We start from the raw sequence: 18,071 nt of genomic DNA on the forward strand, positions 1-18,071 counted from the left end.
GCGAAAGGCTCGATTAAAGTCCGAGCTTTTTCTCAAGGTAATGGATGTTAGTGCCACCTTGTTGGAACTGGGTGTCACGCAAGATTTCCTTGTGAAGATCGATATTACTTTTGATGCCTTCGATAACCGTTTCATCCAAAGCAATAAGTGCTTTGCGAATCGCGGCATCACGATCGGTGCCGTAGCTGATGAGCTTACCGAGCAGTGAATCGTAATACTGAGGCACCACATAACCGTTATAGATATGGGAATCAAAACGGATGCCCGGCCCACCAGGAGCATGGAAGAAATCAATCTTGCCAGGGCTTGGGATAAAGGTAACCGGATCTTCTGCGTTGATACGGCATTCGATCGCGTGGCCCTTCACCTTAATATCAGACTGCTTAAGTGATAATGGATGGCCAGAAGCAATCAAAAGCTGCTCGCGAACCAAATCCACACCAGTGATTTCTTCAGTGATCGGGTGCTCTACCTGAATTCGAGTGTTCATTTCGATGAAGTAAAATTCACCGTCTTGGAACAAGAACTCAAACGTACCGGCACCGCGATAACCAATTTCTACGCAAGCTTGTGCGCAACGACCACCAATGCGCTGTCGCACTTCTTCACTAATGCCAGGTGCAGGTGCTTCTTCAACCACTTTCTGACAACGGCGTTGCATTGAGCAATCGCGCTCTGCCAGATGAATTGCGTTGCCTTGGCCGTCAGCCAGTACCTGAATTTCAATGTGACGAGGGTTTTCAAGGAATTTTTCCATGTAAACCATGTCGTTACTGAAGAAAGATAAGGCTTCGCTTTTGGTCAAGGAAATGGCGTTTAATAATGCCGCTTCACTATGAACTACTCGCATGCCACGACCACCGCCGCCACCAGAAGCCTTGATCATCACCGGATAACCAATCTCACGGGCAACTTGTATATTGCGTTCAGGATCATCACCCAATGGGCCGTCAGAGCCTGGTACGCAAGGTACGCCCGCTTTATTCATCGCCGCAATCGCGCTGACCTTATCGCCCATTAGGCGGATGGTTTCTGGCTTAGGGCCGATAAATGTAAAGCCACTTTTTTCTACCTGTTCAGCAAAGTCAGCATTTTCTGCCAAAAAGCCATAGCCAGGGTGAATCGCAACTGAATCAGTGACTTCAGCGGCGCTAATGATCGATGGGATCTGCAAATAGCTGGCAGAAGAATCTGCAGGGCCAATACAAACCGTTTCGTCTGCCAAGCGAACGTGCAGCAAATCACGATCTACATCTGAGTGAACTGCAACAGTTTTAATGCCGAGTTCCCGGCAAGCTCGCAAAATTCGCAGAGCGATTTCGCCACGGTTGGCGATAACTACCTTTTCAAGCATGGGTAGTGAGCCTCCTGCGATTTATTGAATGGTAACCAGTGGCTGGCCGAACTCGATTGGTTGGCCATTTTCAGCCAATACCGCCATCACGATGCCAGATTTGTCTGCTTCGATCTGGTTGAGCATTTTCATCGCTTCGATGATGCACAAGGTGTCGCCTTTTTTGACTTTCTGACCTTCAGTAACGAAAGGCTTAGCACCTGGAGATGGCGCAGAATAGAAAGTACCCACCATTGGGGATTTAACCTGGTGGCCTGCAATGACTTCAGCCGCTGGAGCTGCTTCAACAGCAGCAGGTGCTACAGCAGCAACCGGAGCCGCCGCAACAGGTGCAGCTGCATAATGGGTCGGTGCTGGAGAGTAGCGAGAGATGCGAACAGATTCTTCACCCTCAGAAATCTCAAGTTCAGCAATGCCAGAATCTTCAACCAAGTCGATCAGTTTTTTAATCTTACGAATGTCCATTGATATATCTCTTAACTTGCCGGTTTAGCCAAGCGCTCCAGCGCAGACGCCAGCGCTAGTTGATAGCCTTTGGGACCCAGCCCACAGATCACGCCGATTGCGATATCAGAAAACCATGACTTATGGCGGAAACTTTCCCGAGCATGCACATTAGAAAGATGCACTTCGATAAACGGAATAGAAACCGCCAGCAGGGCATCCCGCAGCGCAATGCTAGTGTGGGTAAATGCAGCTGGATTAAAAATTATAAAATCGATTTCACCGTGGGACTGGTGGATTCGGTCGATCAATAGATGCTCGGCATTGCTTTGAAATGCCTCAAGCTGATGACCTGCCTGCTTTGCTGTGTTAATCAAACCCTGATTAATACTATCCAAGGTGTCCGCACCATAATGACCAGGTTCTCTAACACCCAGCATGTTTAGGTTTGGTCCGTGAAGCACCAGCAATTTGGCCATGAATATTCGTCCCGATGATCCGATTGCGACAAATTTTGCACCAAAGGCTAGTTTTTGTCCAGAAAACCGAAGATCGCTGCACGTTCGCAACATATGCTGACCGTTTGGACAGTCTTTTTGGGCCGCAAAAGGTTGTTTTGCGGCCGTAGAAGGAGGGGCTAAAGAACTGAGTTGAGTTTTTTCAGGTGAGATAAGAACTGCTCACGATCTTTTTCGCCCGTTATGCGAAATTGGCGAAGTTCCATCCCATTTGCATCAAAAAACAGTAATGTTGGCGGCGCGATCACTCCAAAGTTCGACATTAGCCCTTGATCAATTGCATCGTTGGCAGTCACATCGCTACGCAACAGCTTGTAGCCTTGCAGTGCCTGTTGTACCTGAGGGTCGGGGAATACATCTCGCTCCATGACTTTGCAGCTGACACACCAATCGGCATAGAAATCGAGCATTACTGGCTGGCCGTTGCCTACTTCGGCAAGTAGTGCATCTAGTCCCCGAATATCCTTAAAATTTGCATGATCAGCAGTGATTGAAATTGAATTAGCAGGATTAGAAGCGCTACTTGAGTAGGTTTGAGGTACAGAAGTTAAAGGTGCAAGCGGATCTCTATTGCCCAGCGCACCACCGGTAACCATAACGCCGCCCCAAAGCAGAATCAGAATCGCGATGCCTTGGCGGAATCGGCCATTAACTGTGTCGGATTTTTCCAAACCTAACTGACTGGCCAGTAGTACTAATAAAATACCCCATAACACCAATGCAGTCGGGTCACTAATTAATCGGCTGATTAACCAAACCGCAACACCGAGCAGGCCAAAGCCAAGAATCACCTTTATCTTGTCCATCCAGTTACCGGATTTAGGCATTAACTTATTGCCACCGATCGCCAGAACGATCAGCGGAATCCCCATGCCAATACCCATTGCATAGAGTGCAGCCATGCCGGTCGATGCATCACCTTGCGTGCTGATATACAACAGCGCACCAGTTAATGCCGGTGTGACACATGGACTAGCAATGAGTGCTGAAGCCAGTCCCATCACAAAGGCACCCAACAAACTGCCGTTATCACCGATTTGCTGCAATTTGGCTTGAATCGCTGCCGGCATTTGTAGCTGGTAAAAACCAAACATCCCCAGAGCTAAAATGACAAAAATAACGCTGAAGACAATCAATACAACTGGATGCTGCAACGCGCTTTGTAAATTTGCCCCAGCCAAACCAAATACCAGGCCGATTACTGCATAAGCAACTGCCATGCCCTGGACATACATCAGGCTCATGACCAGCGTTTTGCTAAAGGATTTTTTGTTACCGCCCGCAATCAAGCCAGCCAAAATAGGCATCATTGGAAATACGCAGGGGGTAAATGCTAAGCCAATACCGATTAGGAAAAAGATCAGTAAGGTTGAACTCAAGCTAGAATCAGCCAGTTGGCTAGAGAAGAACAAGTCATCGGCATTCGATAATTGATCCAGCGAATAGTTTGTGTTTGCTAGAGCAATCTCACTGGCAACTCCTACAAATTTATCCAGTTCGAAGGTTTTGCTAGCAGGTGGATAACAAAAGCCTGCTTCAGCGCAGCCTTGCCAATGCAAGGTAAACTTGATCGGCTTATTTTCGGCACCACTAAATGGAATGATGATGTCGACTTCTTGCAAGTAAGCATTGAACTCACCAAAGAAATCATCCTTTTTCGGTTTACCTGGAGGCAGAATCAGTTTGCCCGGTTGAATCTGGCTACCTTCTGATACCGTTGCCTTAAAGCGAAAATCGTATAAATAGTAGCCAGGCAAAATGGTAAAACTGGCTTTAACCTGATTTTGCGATATTCGCAGCAGATCAGGAATAAATACCTGCTCCTGAGGCAAAATTTCAGGTTCGTCAGAAAAAAAATTGGCTTGGGCTGCAGGCAGCCAGCCAAGGCTAATAATTAGGAGCAGTAGGCGAACAATCATTGTGTATGCTTTTCTATCCAGCTGAGATAATCGGGAATTCCGTTGCTAATATCGACTGCAATAAGTTCAGGTAGTTCATATGGGTGTTTGTCGAGAATCAGTTTTTCTAATGATTTCCAATTGGCTTTGGTGGTTTTAATCATCAGCATGACTTCTTGGGCATGCTCGATTTCATCTTGCCACTGATAAATCGATTCGATTCCCGGAAATAAACTGACGCAAGCGGCCAACTTTTCTCTTACCATTTGATCGGAAACCCTTCGAGCAATTTCAATGTCGGGGCAGCTGCAAAAAGCAATCATCGGATCTTTAACAGTCATTGCGAACTCCTGTCTACAAGCGGGCTAGTGACCTATCGACTATACCACTTTTAATTTGCAGATATGGTTGCAATTGAGAATCGTTATCACCGATATTTTTTTTTGTTCAACTATTGAAATGGTTTTACATACCCCCAACATCGTGGTGTATCTGGCTGATAGACAATGGCCAAATTTGATATAAACCTGCATTGTCAAGTTAACTAATTACTTAACAAGCAGTTACTGAATATATAGAACCAGGAGATAGAAATGAAAATTCGTCCGTTGCATGATCGCGTAGTAATTCGTCGCAGCGAAGAAGAAGCAACTTCTGCTGGTGGAATTTTACTGCCAGGTTCCGCGACTGAAAAACCTAACCAGGGCGAGATCGTAGCAGTTGGCGCTGGTCGTATTTTGGATAATGGCGATGTGCGTGCGCTGGCTGTTAAAGAAGGCGACAAGGTTTTGTTCGGTGGCTACGGCAGTTCAACCGTTAAGGTTGATGGCGAAGAGTTGCTGGTAATGAGCGAAAGCGACATTTTGGCCATCGTTGAAGGCTAAGCTGAAAAGCTAATCGCTTCGTATTTATTTCATTCCCGTTTTGAACAAAATTTTTTAAAGGATTTTTATCATGGCTAAAGAAGTCAAATTTGGTGATAACGCTCGTAGCCGTATGGTTGCGGGTGTAAATATTCTGGCTGACGCAGTTAAAACAACGCTGGGGCCAAAAGGCCGTAACGTTATTTTAGAAAAATCTTTCGGCGCACCTACCGTAACTAAAGATGGTGTTTCAGTAGCCAAAGAAATCGAACTGGCAGACAAGTTTGAAAACATGGGTGCGATGATGGTTAAAGAAGTCGCTTCCCAGACTTCTGATGTTGCTGGCGACGGTACGACTACTGCAACGGTTCTAGCTCAATCTATCCTGAGCGAAGGCATGAAAGCCGTTGCTGCTGGCATGAACCCAATGGACTTAAAGCGCGGTATTGATAAAGCTGTTAAAGCTGCTGTTGTAGAATTACAAGCGATGTCTAAGCCTTGTAATGATGATAAAGCGATTGCTCAGGTAGGTACTATCTCTGCAAACTCCGATGAAGAAATCGGCAACATCATCGCTGAAGCGATGGGTAAAGTGGGTAAAGAAGGTGTTATCACCGTTGAAGACGGTTCAGGCCTAAACAACGAGTTAGATGTAGTAGAAGGCATGCAGTTTGATCGCGGTTACCTGTCTCCTTACTTCATCAATGATCAGCAAAGCATGACTGCTGAACTAGAAGCGCCTTTTATTCTGTTAGTAGATAAGAAAATCGGCAACATCCGCGAAATGCTGCCATTGCTGGAAGGCGTTGCTAAAGCGGGCAAGCCATTATTAATCGTTGCTGAAGATGTTGAAGGCGAAGCGCTTGCAACATTGGTCGTTAACTCAATGCGCGGTGTAATGAAAGTTGCCGCGGTTAAGGCACCTGGCTTCGGCGATCGTCGTAAAGCTATGCTAGACGACATTGCAGTTTTGACTGGCGCAACCGTAATTGCTGAAGAAATTGGCCTGTCATTAGAGACAGCGACACTTGAGCATTTAGGTACTGCTAAGAAAATTCAGGTTTCTAAAGATGAAACCGTGATTGTTGATGGTGCAGGCGAAGGCTTGGCAATTGCTGGCCGTGTTGACCTGATTCGTCGTCAAATCGAAGAAGCTTCATCTGATTACGATCGTGAGAAGTTGCAAGAGCGCGTAGCCAAATTGGCTGGCGGTGTTGCAGTGATCAAGGTTGGCGCAGCAACTGAAGTTGAAATGAAAGAAAAGAAAGCGCGTGTTGAAGATGCATTACATGCAACTCGTGCTGCAGTTGAAGAAGGCATTGTTCCTGGCGGTGGTGTTGCTCTGGTTCGTGCGCAAAAAGCAATCGAAGGTTTGGTCGGTGACAACGAAGACCAAAATGCCGGTATCGCATTATTGCGTCGCTCTATGTCTTCTCCTTTGCGTCAAATCGCAGCTAACGCTGGCGACGAAGCTTCAGTAGTACAAAATGAAGTCGCTAACGGCGAAGGTAACTACGGTTATAACGCTGGTAAGGGTGTATACGGCGATATGGTTGAAATGGGTATCTTGGATCCTACTAAGGTAACGCGTTCAGCACTGCAGCACGCAGCTTCAGTATCGGGTCTTATGATCACTACTGAGTGCATGGTTGCTGATGAACCAGCTGATGCTGCTGCACCTGCAATGCCTGATATGGGCGGCATGGGTGGAATGGGCGGCATGGGCGGAATGATGTAGCGCTAAACTCTACTTCTTCTTAGCTCGACCCATTTTATAAAAAACCCCGCTTAGGCGGGGTTTTTTAGTTTTTATCAGAACTAAAAATGTTGAATGAACTAATCTTGAAAAAATAAGCCCAAGTACCTATAAGCAAGATTGTTCCATAGAACCACTGAGAATTATAAGATGCTGAAAAAGATTTCCTTGTTGCCCGTTTTATTACTCATAAGCACTTTTTCTGTTAATGCCCAGGAAAAAGCTGAAGCGATTTTCGCCAGTGGTTGCTTTTGGTGTACCGAATCTGATTTTGAAAAAGTTGAGGGTGTGATTGAGGCGGTGAGTGGCTATACCGATGGAAGACAAAGCAATCCAACTTACAAACAAGTCTCTGCTGGTCGTACTGGGCATACTGAGGCGGTAAAGGTGACTTATGATCCGTCCAAAGTGAGTTATGAGAAGTTATTGAGTGTGTTCTGGCATAATGTCGATCCTACTGTAAAAAATCGCCAGTTCTGTGACTCTGGCTCTCAATATCGCAGCGGTATTTATTATCTCAACCCAGAGCAACAAGCAGCAGCAGAAAAAAGTCTGGTTGATTTAAAAGCGAGCGGGCGTTTTGAAAGAATTTATACCGAATTAAAGCCCGCTAGCAAGTTTTATCCAGCAGAAGATTATCATCAGGATTATGCCAAGAAGAACCCATGGCGCTATAAGTATTACCGCAGTGGTTGTGGCCGTGATGATCGACTAAAAAGACTTTGGGGCGAGCTAGCGTTAGAACATTAAGCCAAATTCCAAAAAAAAGCCGAGATGAGAATCTCGGCTTTTTTTGTGAAAATGATCAATGCTAAAACCTAGAAAATTTCAAGTGCGCCAGCCACCGAGAGCTGCTGTTATATCAAGAAAATTAAGTCGGAAAATCTAAATGCTCGAATTGTTAATTAATTCCATATAGTAACCTGATGAAATGTTTCAACTGAGTGATCTCCTGGTGTTGTCAAAAGATGACTTCTGTTTGACGCTAGCTTAGTATGGTTGACTTAATATGTCGGCCAGAGAATTTGAAAAGGCCGTATTGTCCATAAAATTTCTAGGCTTTTTTATATGACTGCTTCCAGTTCTTTTAGGTTATTTTCATTAAAATCAATGACTATAGTTTTTACTAGTTTCTTTTTTATTTTCGCTATGGCAGGCGAGGCTAATGCCAAACGTTTGGGCGGCGGTGGAGGCTTTGGCAAGAGTCAAAAAACTTCACAATTTCAAAATAGCACTCAAAAAAAGCAAGCCACTACTAATAATGCGGCAAATCAATCGTCAAAGAAGGGTTTGCTGGGTGGGTTGCTAGGCGGTTTGCTAGCGGGTGGTCTGATTGCAGCACTGTTAGGTAGTGGTGCATTCGAAGGTCTGCAAATGATGGATATGTTGATGATTGCAGCGATTGCTTTTATTGCCTTTAAAGTTTTGCGAGGTTTGAAAGCGCGTTCAGCCAGCCAAGGCAGGCCCGCATTTGCTGCAGCTGGACAAGGTGCTGAAGCAGGACAAGGCAATTCAAATAATCAGCAGCGACAGGCATTTGAAATGTCACCAGAGAATTCTGAAAGCAATCAATCCCAGTCTTCAACGGCAAATAGTTCGGCAATAGCTGAAAATGAACAAGTACCATTTAATATGCCTGAGGGCTTTGATCAAGCCGCTTTCATTGAAGGTTCTTTAGAGCATTACCGTACGGTGCAAAATGCCTGGAATTCAGGCGAGTTAGATGTGATTGAAACCTATGTCAGTCCAGAGATTTTTGCTGCGCTAAAACAGCAGCGAGATAAGCTGATGGTGGCACCGCAAACTGAAGTAACTCAATTGTCCGCTGAAATTGTTCGTGCCGATCAAACTGGGGATACCGCGGAAATCAGTATTTTATTCCGTGGCGTTTGTAAAGACGTACTGGAAAAATCAGAAGACGGTATTTTTGATACTTGGCATCTTGAGCGAGATATTTCTGTTGAAGGTGCTAGCTGGATTATTGTTGGTATTCAAACCGATTAATTATTTGGCTGTTTGATTAATATAAAAAAGGCGTAGCTCTGGCTACGCCTTTTTTGTAACTGACTGATACAGATGCTAGTTATCGATTACATACCGTAAAAGTTCAGCAGGTCGATTCGCTATAATTACTTGGTTGCAAACAAAGAATGACCTGTATCTAATGTATTCAAAACGCTAAACAGAATATTTTTAGCGGTGCTGTTATCATTCTTAGCAGCAGATAATGCCAACATTCATTAATCCAAGAGTATTGTTATGTCAGATATTAAAATTAACCGTCAACAGATCGTGTGTGTTGCTACCTTTGTCGCCAATCAGGGTAAAACAGATCAGCTGGTTGAAGCGCTGGCATCACTGATTCCTGATACCCGTCGTGAAGAAGGCTGTATTCGATATGAGTTAAATGTAAGTCGCGATAATGACCACAAGGTAACTTTTGTTGAGAAATTTGTTAACTTGGCTGCATTTGAAGCTCATTGTAATAAGCAATCAATCCAGGATTACTTCCATCAAGTAATGCCTGAATTGGTCGCGTCTAGTCATGTTGAGACTTATCATGAAGTAATTGCTTAATAGTGATGCTTGCTAAAAATGCCGGTTACTTTTTAACCGGCATTTCACATAAACCCTGAGACGGTAAGTCCAATGCAGCATTAAAACGGGCTGACATATTTTGAAAAGAGATCAGGGCAGTTAATTCCATAATCTGTTGCTCAGAAAAATGTTGCTTTAAAGTGCTGTGCAACTGATCATCAATTTGACAGCCTTCGCCAGACATGGCTTTAGTCCAGGCCAGCGCAGCTTTTTCAGCTTCAGACAGTTTTGAGCTGTTTTGCCAGTCATCTAGTTCATGTAATTTTTCTTCTCCACCCGATTCGCTAATCAGTGTCAGGCTGTTTAAATCGACACAAAAATGGCACCAAGTTAATTTGGCGACATATACTTGAATTAAAGCGCGTAAATCTGCAGGTAGTGCAGAAGACTTATGGCTTAATCGCGCCCACATGCTGGCAAATAAAACAAACAATGAAGGTTTTCTAGACCAAACTAGAGCGGGTTGAAGCATCTGGCCATATTTTTTTTGCTGCTTGTTAAAAAACCAGCGTAACCAGAAGGGAAGCGATTTAATTTCAGCGGGAGTTATGCGCACTTTCTTTCTCCAGAATATAAATTTGATAGCACTTGCTGGCTACTAACTGACTGAGTACTAATCGGCTGTGTCAGCTGATGAATCTGTTGGTTGCTACTGCCACGCCAGAGTAATTTCGGATTAGCCAAATCTTGCTCAAAGCGTCCATCAATTAATACATCAACCAGCGCTAACAATTCCTGTTGTTTGCTATTGAGTTGATTTAACTCATAACCGGTCCAGCACCAGATATCCTTGTCGGGCAGTTGTCGTTTTACCTTTGAGCATAGTGCAATTAGGGCATCCAGATTAGCGGGATGCATTGGGTCGCCACCACTTAGCGATAAGCCTCGGCGTTTAATTCGATTATCTGATAAATCAGCCAATATTCGATCTTGCAACGATTGATCAAATAAATGCCCTGACTCAGCTTGCCAGGTTTTTGCGTTATAACAGCCTGGGCATTTGTGCTCACAACCTGAGACAAATAATGTACAGCGAGTACCCGGGCCGTTAATAACATCAACTGAAATATATTTGTGATAATTCATTTCGTAGTCAACTCAGCAGGTTACATATGCTTAACGCGACGTTTAACTTCTTCTTGTTTGCCGAAATTAAAAGGGCGTGCATCAGGGCTGCCTAAATAGCCGCAGACTCGACGAGTCACTGAAACTCGGGTTGGCTCATGATTGCCACAGTTTGGGCAGGTAAAGCCTTTACTGGTGCATTCAAATTCGCCGGTGAAACTACAGTCGTAACATTCGTCAATCGGCGTATTAGTACCGTAATAAGGAACTCGGGTATAGGAATAATCCCAGACATTTTCCAATGCTTCGACATTGTGTTGAATATTGGGATATTCGCCATAACAAATAAATCCACCATTTGAAATTTCCGGATAGGGCATTTCAAAATCGATTTTATCGTAAGGGTTAACTTGTTTTTCAACATCTAAATGAAAGCTGTTGGTGTAATAACCTTTATCAGTGACACCGGCGACTGCGCCAAATTCTTTGCTGTCGATAGCACAGAACCGGCTGCATAAGTTTTCACTCGGTGTTGAATAAAGGCTAAATCCGTAGCCGGATTCATCTTTCCATCGATCGACTGTTATTTTTAAATGGCAAACAATATCAATGGCTTTTTGGCGTAATGCTTCATCATCATAAATATGCTGCGATTGATCTGGGTAGAGTGCGTTGATGGTTTCATGCAGGCCAATGTAACCTAATGAAATAGACGCACGACCATTTTTGAAAATATCTGCAACATAATCATCAGCTTTTAACCGAACACCACAGGCGCCTTCCATATAAAGAATCGGAGCGACCCTAGCTTGTACTTTTTCCAGTCGGGAAATTCGGCTATCGAGTGCTTTTTTAGCCAGTTTTAGGCGTTTATTCAAAAGCTTCCAGAATTTGCTTTCATCGCCTTTGGCTCGAAGGGCAATTCTAGGCAAATTCAAACTGACAACACCAAGGTTATTTCGGCCTTCGTGAATCAGCTCGCCATTTTCTTGGTAAGTACCTAAAAAGCTACGACAGCCCATCGGGGTTTTAAATGATCCGGTAATTTCAACGACCTTGTCGTAGTTTAATATATCGGGATACATTCTCTTCGAAGCGCATTCTAAAGCCAGCTGCTTAATGTCGTAATTCTGATCATCGGGCGATCGATTTAAACCTTCTTGTATTGCAAAGACTAGTTTTGGAAATACAGCTGTTTTTTTGTTTATTCCCAATCCATTAATACGATTTTTCAAAATAGATTGTTGAATTAAGCGAGATGCCCAGCTTTCACCAAGACCGAAGCCAAAAGTAACAAAAGGTGTTTGCCCATTAGCTGTATGCAAAGTGTTTACTTCATACTCTAATGACTGAAATGCATCAAAACATTCTTTTTCGGTGCGAGCTTTAGCAAATGCTTCTGCTTGAGGAATTTGCCATTCCAGAGCGGTTTTTAAATGCTTTTCATAACTGCTCTGAACATAAGGCGCGAGTACTTCATCGATTCGATTAATGGTCGTGCCGCCATAAATGTGGCTGGCGACTTGGGCAATGATCTGAGCAGTAACTGCAGTCGCAGTTAAGATAGATTTTGGCGTATCTATCTCGGCATTTCCCATTTTAAAGCCGCCGGTCAGCATGCCATCTAGATCGATTAACATGCAGTTAAACATTGGGAAAAACGGCGCATAGTCTAAGTCGTGGTAATGAATGTCACCACGCTCATGGGCCATTACAATATCGCGAGGGAGAATATGTTGTTTAGCATAATGTTTCGCAATAATACCGGCGAGTAAATCTCGCTGGGTTGGGATAACCTTGCCATCTTTATTAGCGTTTTCATTAATTAATTCTGAATTACTCAAGTCGAGTAATCCTTCAATTTCATTATTTAAACGGCTAGATTTTTCTCTGGAAATATCTCTATCGTGACGATACTCAATATAAGCTCGCGCAACAGATTTGTAGTGACTTACCATCAATAAATCTTCAACGATTTGTTGAATGCTGCTGATATCGACCTGCGACTGGTATTGCTTAGAATATTCGAGTGTGATTAAAGTCTGGCTGCTGATCTCATCAGCTAAAGCCTTGGCTTCCACGTTATCTACTTCGGCTGCAATTGCTGCTGCAAAAACTGCATTGTGGATACTGGAAAGATTGAGAGGTGCCAGTTTACCGTCTCTTTTAACCACAAACTCTGTCATCTGTTTCCCTTGCTATCGTTTTGGCCAAATTTTTTGGCAAAATCGTTTTTTACAGACATAGCAGTACCTACCAAAATGTCGGGCCATTGCTGATTAAAGCACTGAACTTAACGCGGCAATAGATGCTGTATAGATGTATCAATGGTTGTAGAAATTGTTCAGATATGGGCTGCCAAGTTAGTGATTACTTAATCACCAAAAAAGTAATGAATCGAGTGCTTGCAGCTGACTGATTTATCAAATTACCCTATATCTAGGGGTGAGATTATGCGGAGGCTACAACATCTGGTCTACAGCTAATTTCGGCAATCAGTCGTGCGATGATGTAAATCATCTTGCTGGCAGATCCATTGTTATAAATGTTGATCACAGGGTAACTTTCCGACCAACGAACCTTGATTGAATTTTGCTGATTTTTTGAGCATGCGAAAAGAATGTTTAAGAAATAACTTTGAGTTAAATAAGATATGTGATGTTGCTATTGCAGTATTAGCTGGTTAATGAAATGCAAAAGTTAGAGTTTGTTTGGTTGTATTTGTTTTTCTATAAAACTAAAAAGGTAATTTTGGTTTTAAAATTACCTTTTTAGGCTGGCGCAGAATTTGTGTTTAAGCGTTGACGATTTCCAGTGCTTTTATACAGGCTTCTCTTTGATACATCCGGTCACGGTACTTTAGCAGTTTTTCGGGGAGTTCGAATTCAAAGCGCTCAGCCCAATTTAGAGTTTGCGCTAATAAAATATCAGCACAACTGAATTGTTCACCTAATACAAAAGGCTGGTCTTGAATAAAGTTATCTAACGCAGCTAAAGAGCGTTTGAATTCCCACTTCGCGGTTTCAAACATACCATCAAGTCGATGTTCTTCTGGTAAAACAAACTTATGTTTACCTTTGCTCCAAAGCGGCTGTTCTAGGTCGCTCATCATAAAGAAGCAGAAGTCGTCATAGCGCGCTTTTGCTGCAGGATTGTTAATTGGCATAAGCTGTTTTTCTGGAGCGAGTGCCGCAATATAGTTAACCATGGCAGCACTTTCTGTAAGGATTAATGCACCATCAACCAGTGTTGGTGCTTTGCCCTGACAGTTAATCTTCAAATATTCTGGATGCCGAGTGCCGCCTGCATCACTGCTGCCAATTTTGACCTCTTGATACTGGTATTCAACAGCTGCTTCTTCCAAGGCCCACAGCGCACGAAATGAACGAGACTGGCCTGATCCATATAAAGTGATCATTGTTTTTCCTAAGATTGAAGTCGGTTGCATCTTATCGGTTTTGCCGGTAGTTGCCTATAAGAGAGCGCTCAGTGTTCAGAAAAAATTGTGAGGTATGAATCGCTGTGTATGTAAAGCATTTGTTAAACAAATACTTGCAAGTATCGCAATAAAATAAAACTTATGAATGAGTTGGCTGTTATTAACTAGGAGAGGTGGTGTTTATAAAAAACCTTCGACTGGAAAGGTTTTTTGCTAACCTTTGTTTCAAGCTCGCCAAAACTATAGTTTTGACGAGCCTGCATTTTTTGCTATGCCTAGCAAAGTAAATAATTAAGTATAAAGTTTATATTCTATAAACTTGATATTGTTTAACTGTTAATAGCATCATCTTCAGCCACATCGTTTACACTTCGTTTGATAATTTTTTGATACCAGAATGTTGCAGCTAAAATAAAGATACCGATCCCCATAAATAGCATGACTTTTTGCCATAGCAGTACATTTTCAGCATCAATTAATGCTAGTTTCATAATGCCTAGGAAAATAAGACCAAAGCTAAACTTAACGGTGGTTAACCGGCGATCTTTAAGGAACAAAATAAGCGCTCCATGAACAGCAAGTACCGGTGCAATCAATATATCCATGCGATAACTGGTAAGAGTAACCAACAGGCAGGTATAAGTAATAACACCAATAACATGAAGAGATAATTCGCTATTCTCACCTAAAAACTCACCAACCATCGAAAATTTGAAACGTTGTTCCTTTTGGTATAGAGCCGCGGCTATATAGATGATGGGAACCAATACATAATAGAGACTATCGGATAACAACAACCATGAGCCTAAAATAAGCCCGCAGCTTATCAGATGTGCCGCCAAAGTAAGGCGCTTAGCATAGCTCCAAATGTTAACTAGATTAAACAATCCGCCCCAATATAATGCGGCAAAGAGCATTGCTAAAACCATATCGCCATTCACGTTTACTAGCCAAACTGGCCATGCCAGTCCCAGTGCGAATAATCCACAAATGAATACGTACCGATACATGCTATTGGCGCTGTGTTTATTTAATAAAAACGCTACGCCATAACAAATCATAAATAATCCTAGGGTGATTATGCCAGCGAAGTTTGGCAAAAAGCTGAGTCCTAAGATTAATAGCGCACTCGCTAAACCCACCAAAATTTTGGCTTGCCAGACAATAAATTCATGTTTGATTTTTTGGGCGAAGAATAAAGCGATCATGGGTGGTAACCACGACACCATTAAGACATATTCCTCTAGATGACGTATTGCAGATCCAAACCAGCAGATAGGTATAATCAAATAAAAGGCGATCCTTGCACCTTCAGCAACCTTTACCATGGTGCTGTTTGGTTGGAAGCGGCGGTAGTACTCTGCGAATAGCCATAGCTGCGTCAAAACAGAAATTACGGCACATTTAGCTGCAACTGGTAGTGAGTAAAAGTGAAAGCTATTGGTGGTAACTGCAATCTGTAGAACATAAATCACCGGTACCAAAACTAATAAGGCGGCAAAAATTTCAATGCTGGCCTGTTTGCAGGCTGTTGCACGTAATAACAAAGTAAACTGAAGTAGTAGTACTAGCGGTGCAGTCCAGGTACCGAGCCATATGTCGGAGGAAGAAATCAATAAAACAGCTAGCCAAACGGACTCTAGAAGCTGTAATAGCGGCTTTATTTTTTGCATTGTGAACAGATCAAACGGCTTGCTGCCGTCAATTAAGCGTAACCAAATCCCCATGATTAACGCCAAACTAATTGATAGTGTCCAGCCATCAATAGAGGTAAGGGCCGGTAATGGGAAGTAGGGAATTAATGCCATTGCGCCATAAGTCAATGAAATTGCAGCCAGCAATTGCCCTTGGTTAATCACCATTGGTAAGGTGTGGCGTCGGCCTAGGTATAATAAGAATAATCCTTCGACTGCCCATGCAATGCCCCAATAAGCCTGACTTATTGCACTGACAATGGCAAAAGCCGCCCAGATTGCAGCAACTAAAATGATGAAATGGGTTAACGCATGTTTGATTTTATAGAAAATATAACCAGTAGCAGCAGTAATCAATGCGTTGGCAGCAAACACCACACTGACAGAATCTGAAAACAAAGATGTTGCTTGTATAAGGAATAACAGGTTGGTGCCTACCAAGGCTGCTAAAAACAATAACGACTGTTGCTGGGTGTTGCTGTTTTTGATTATGTTAAAGCTGACATAGGAAAAAAATATCAAGTAGAACAGGTTAATAAAGAGCGCAGATAAATGAGTATCATTGACGCCTATTACCCATTCAAGTGCCATCAATACAAAAGCTAAGCTTAAATTAGCCAACCAGGGGCCGACATAACGATAACTAATAATTAAACTACTAATGGTAACAAATAGCAGTGAGACTAGATAATAGCTCGGTTGCGCAACCGTTATATTGGATATTATTGGCATCAGTGCAATGCCAGCAATGCCTAGTGCGGCTACCGTCTTTGTGTCTAACCATAATGTAATCGCGTGGGATGATAATGCGATAAGCAAATACAACATCACAACCACTGTGTAAGGGATTGTATTATAAACGCTACCAGCGAAGTAAACGGTACTATAGAGAAGTAATAATCCTAATGAGACGATGGCAGCGGCAAACTCATGAAATGATGTTTTCTTTTTAAGAACAATACCTATGCCAATTACAGATAGCGCACCAGCAAAAATTAATAGCGATTTGGCGCCCGCGCCGAGCTGATCGATTAACAACTGCATTAAGTAACCAAAACCAGCCAGTGTCAGTCCGATACCTGCTAGCGTTAAAATAAAAATGCCTAGCATTCCACGGTCTTTATAAGATTGATAGATTTTAGTTACCGGTGTAAACCAATCAAATATTGTCGACATTAATGTACTAAAGAGCATTTCGAAAGCAGATGGCTCTTTTGGTATTTCAACTTCAACAGGATTGCTTGCTATCGTTGCTGATCTTGCTTTATTAGGTAATGGCGAAGGTGGTGCGTTGCTATCAATAACTGACGTTACCGCTGATGAAGCAACATTGTTTGCTAGGTTGGTTTTTGAAGTGATGTCAGGTTCGGTGAATTCATTGATCTTAGTTTCAAGGCGGTCAATGCGATCGGTAAACTGAGCCTTTATTTGGCTGAGTTCTGATTTAAGTGCATCAATATCATTATTGTTCAAAGGTTACGTCCTGTAATTCAACAACTCGTGTTGGTGCTTTACCTTGGCAATTAATCAGCAGAGATTCTGGATGGTGGCTGCCGTCTGCGTCACTACTATCAATTTTGCCACCTTGGTAATGGTCTTCAACAGCTGATTTTTGTAAAGCCCATAGCGCTTGAAATGAAGGCAACTGGCTGGATCTATACGGAGCCATCATTGTTTTTTTCCAAAAAATGAACTTGATGACATCTTATCGGCTTTGTCTTTAGCTGCCCAGAGCGGTTAGGTCAATGTTCAGTTTAAAAATTCCATACAGTATTTACACTGTATGAAACACTGTATATGATTACAGTAAAGCAGCCTAACCAACTGACCAGAGGCCATAATGATCACCATCAACTCGGTTCGTCGCCAGCATCAGGGCTCGATTTCCATCTCCGGCTTGTGCAAACCCAGTCGGCTGAAGGCGCGTTGGTTATTGCAGGAAGCAATGATAGCCGCAAGGAGCGGCGGGCTGTTACTTATTGCACCACCACGTTGGGTACAAGAGCTTTTGGCAGAAATGCCCGCATACCGAGATAAGGTTTTGCAGGTATTTAGTCATCCAAAATATTCTCAATCTGACTTGTTACACAAGGCATTACAGCAATCGCCTTGTCGAAATATATGGGTCTGGGGTGATCAATTTTCTGAATACTCAGATTCACGACTGATTTGCTTTAGCCAGTATTTAACCGCGGCTGCGACTGATTGTTTACAACTGCGAGAAAGTGCAGCTGGCCTGCGAATTAGTAATGAAATTAGTGGCAGATTCTTTTTGATGGCAAGAGAGCCTAGAGGCGTAAAGAATCCAGCCATTAAAACTGCTCGAAGGCCTGTGTTTCGGTCAATATTAGCGCCAGTATTAACGCCGCTATTACAGCAGAAGTATATGGCGCTGTAATTTTCTGGGAGCGCAGGCGGCTCAATACGATAGTATTTAACTTT

At 43.0% G+C, this 18,071-nt stretch carries 17 protein-coding genes; 6 read left to right on the forward strand and 11 right to left on the reverse strand.

The genetic code is table 11. The features are described from left to right. Nucleotides 1–13: 13 nt before the first annotated feature. The 5 genes from accC to cutA form a co-directional block, all read right to left on the reverse strand. The gene (gene accC, locus DC094_RS16310) at nucleotides 14–1,354 is read right to left on the reverse strand and encodes an acetyl-CoA carboxylase biotin carboxylase subunit (protein ID WP_116688194.1); all 1,341 of its coding nucleotides are present in this window, start codon (nucleotides 1,352–1,354) and stop codon (nucleotides 14–16) included. Between the two features lie 21 nt (nucleotides 1,355–1,375). After that, a complete protein-coding gene (accB, locus tag DC094_RS16315; RefSeq protein ID WP_116688195.1) occupies nucleotides 1,376–1,819 on the reverse strand; it encodes an acetyl-CoA carboxylase biotin carboxyl carrier protein in 444 nt (147 codons plus the stop codon). A gap of 11 nt (nucleotides 1,820–1,830) precedes the next feature. Further along, on the reverse strand, nucleotides 1,831–2,277 hold the full coding sequence (gene aroQ / locus DC094_RS16320) for a type II 3-dehydroquinate dehydratase (RefSeq protein ID WP_116688196.1): 447 nt from the start codon (nucleotides 2,275–2,277) through the stop codon (nucleotides 1,831–1,833). Between the two features lie 158 nt (nucleotides 2,278–2,435). Further along, a complete protein-coding gene (gene dsbD, locus DC094_RS16325; RefSeq protein WP_116688197.1) occupies nucleotides 2,436–4,235 on the reverse strand; it encodes a protein-disulfide reductase DsbD in 1,800 nt (599 codons plus the stop codon). Continuing rightward, nucleotides 4,232–4,555 (reverse strand): divalent-cation tolerance protein CutA, encoded by a 324-nt coding sequence (gene cutA / locus DC094_RS16330; protein WP_206605685.1) that lies wholly within the window; start codon nucleotides 4,553–4,555, stop codon nucleotides 4,232–4,234. Before cutA ends, dsbD begins: the two co-directional genes overlap by 4 nt. A 252-nt stretch (nucleotides 4,556–4,807) precedes the next feature. Between cutA and DC094_RS16335 the strand changes: the two genes are divergently transcribed. The 5 genes from DC094_RS16335 to DC094_RS16355 all read left to right on the forward strand — a co-directional run bounded on the left by DC094_RS16335 (nucleotide 4,808) and on the right by DC094_RS16355 (nucleotide 9,410). After that, nucleotides 4,808–5,098: a co-chaperone GroES gene (locus DC094_RS16335; RefSeq protein WP_116688198.1), complete on the forward strand. Its 291-nt coding sequence runs from the start codon at nucleotides 4,808–4,810 to the stop codon at nucleotides 5,096–5,098. Nucleotides 5,099–5,168: 70 nt separating this feature from the next. After that, nucleotides 5,169–6,815: a chaperonin GroEL gene (groL, locus tag DC094_RS16340; protein ID WP_170114602.1), complete on the forward strand. Its 1,647-nt coding sequence runs from the start codon at nucleotides 5,169–5,171 to the stop codon at nucleotides 6,813–6,815. Nucleotides 6,816–6,983: 168 nt separating this feature from the next. Next, nucleotides 6,984–7,583 (forward strand): peptide-methionine (S)-S-oxide reductase MsrA, encoded by a 600-nt coding sequence (msrA, locus tag DC094_RS16345; RefSeq protein WP_116688200.1) that lies wholly within the window; start codon nucleotides 6,984–6,986, stop codon nucleotides 7,581–7,583. A 360-nt stretch (nucleotides 7,584–7,943) separates the two neighbouring features. Beyond that, entirely contained in the window at nucleotides 7,944–8,837 is an 894-nt protein-coding gene (locus DC094_RS16350) for a Tim44 domain-containing protein (RefSeq protein ID WP_116688334.1), read from the forward strand. A 255-nt stretch (nucleotides 8,838–9,092) separates the two neighbouring features. Beyond that, a complete protein-coding gene (locus DC094_RS16355; RefSeq protein WP_116688201.1) occupies nucleotides 9,093–9,410 on the forward strand; it encodes a putative quinol monooxygenase in 318 nt (105 codons plus the stop codon). 25 nt (nucleotides 9,411–9,435) lie between these two features. Here DC094_RS16355 and DC094_RS16360 read toward each other — a convergent pair whose 3' ends face one another. The 6 genes from DC094_RS16360 to DC094_RS16385 all read right to left on the reverse strand — a co-directional run bounded on the left by DC094_RS16360 (nucleotide 9,436) and on the right by DC094_RS16385 (nucleotide 17,301). After that, nucleotides 9,436–9,987 (reverse strand): carboxymuconolactone decarboxylase family protein, encoded by a 552-nt coding sequence (locus DC094_RS16360; protein ID WP_116688202.1) that lies wholly within the window; start codon nucleotides 9,985–9,987, stop codon nucleotides 9,436–9,438. Then, a complete protein-coding gene (gene nrdG, locus DC094_RS16365; RefSeq protein WP_116688203.1) occupies nucleotides 9,978–10,517 on the reverse strand; it encodes an anaerobic ribonucleoside-triphosphate reductase-activating protein in 540 nt (179 codons plus the stop codon). The genes DC094_RS16360 and nrdG overlap by 10 nt, the downstream gene beginning before the upstream one ends. Nucleotides 10,518–10,537: 20 nt before the next feature. Further along, nucleotides 10,538–12,682 carry an anaerobic ribonucleoside-triphosphate reductase gene (gene nrdD / locus DC094_RS16370; protein WP_116688204.1) on the reverse strand — a complete coding sequence of 715 codons (2,145 nt, stop codon included), beginning with the start codon at nucleotides 12,680–12,682 and terminating at the stop codon, nucleotides 10,538–10,540. Nucleotides 12,683–13,290: 608 nt separating this feature from the next. Next, nucleotides 13,291–13,914: a glutathione S-transferase family protein gene (locus tag DC094_RS16375; RefSeq protein ID WP_158527362.1), complete on the reverse strand. Its 624-nt coding sequence runs from the start codon at nucleotides 13,912–13,914 to the stop codon at nucleotides 13,291–13,293. A gap of 350 nt (nucleotides 13,915–14,264) precedes the next feature. Continuing rightward, the gene (locus DC094_RS16380) at nucleotides 14,265–17,102 is read right to left on the reverse strand and encodes a DUF2339 domain-containing protein (protein WP_116688206.1); all 2,838 of its coding nucleotides are present in this window, start codon (nucleotides 17,100–17,102) and stop codon (nucleotides 14,265–14,267) included. Beyond that, nucleotides 17,092–17,301 carry a hypothetical protein gene (locus tag DC094_RS16385; protein WP_116688207.1) on the reverse strand — a complete coding sequence of 70 codons (210 nt, stop codon included), beginning with the start codon at nucleotides 17,299–17,301 and terminating at the stop codon, nucleotides 17,092–17,094. Before DC094_RS16385 ends, DC094_RS16380 begins: the two co-directional genes overlap by 11 nt. 168 nt (nucleotides 17,302–17,469) lie before the next feature. Here DC094_RS16385 and DC094_RS16390 point away from each other — a divergent pair, with 168 nt between their 5' ends. Then, nucleotides 17,470–18,027: a hypothetical protein gene (locus DC094_RS16390; RefSeq protein WP_116688208.1), complete on the forward strand. Its 558-nt coding sequence runs from the start codon at nucleotides 17,470–17,472 to the stop codon at nucleotides 18,025–18,027. Nucleotides 18,028–18,071: the final 44 nt, after the last annotated feature.

This window comes from Pelagibaculum spongiae, from assembly GCF_003097315.1.
GTDB lineage: Bacteria > Pseudomonadota > Gammaproteobacteria > Enterobacterales > Pelagibaculaceae > Pelagibaculum > Pelagibaculum spongiae.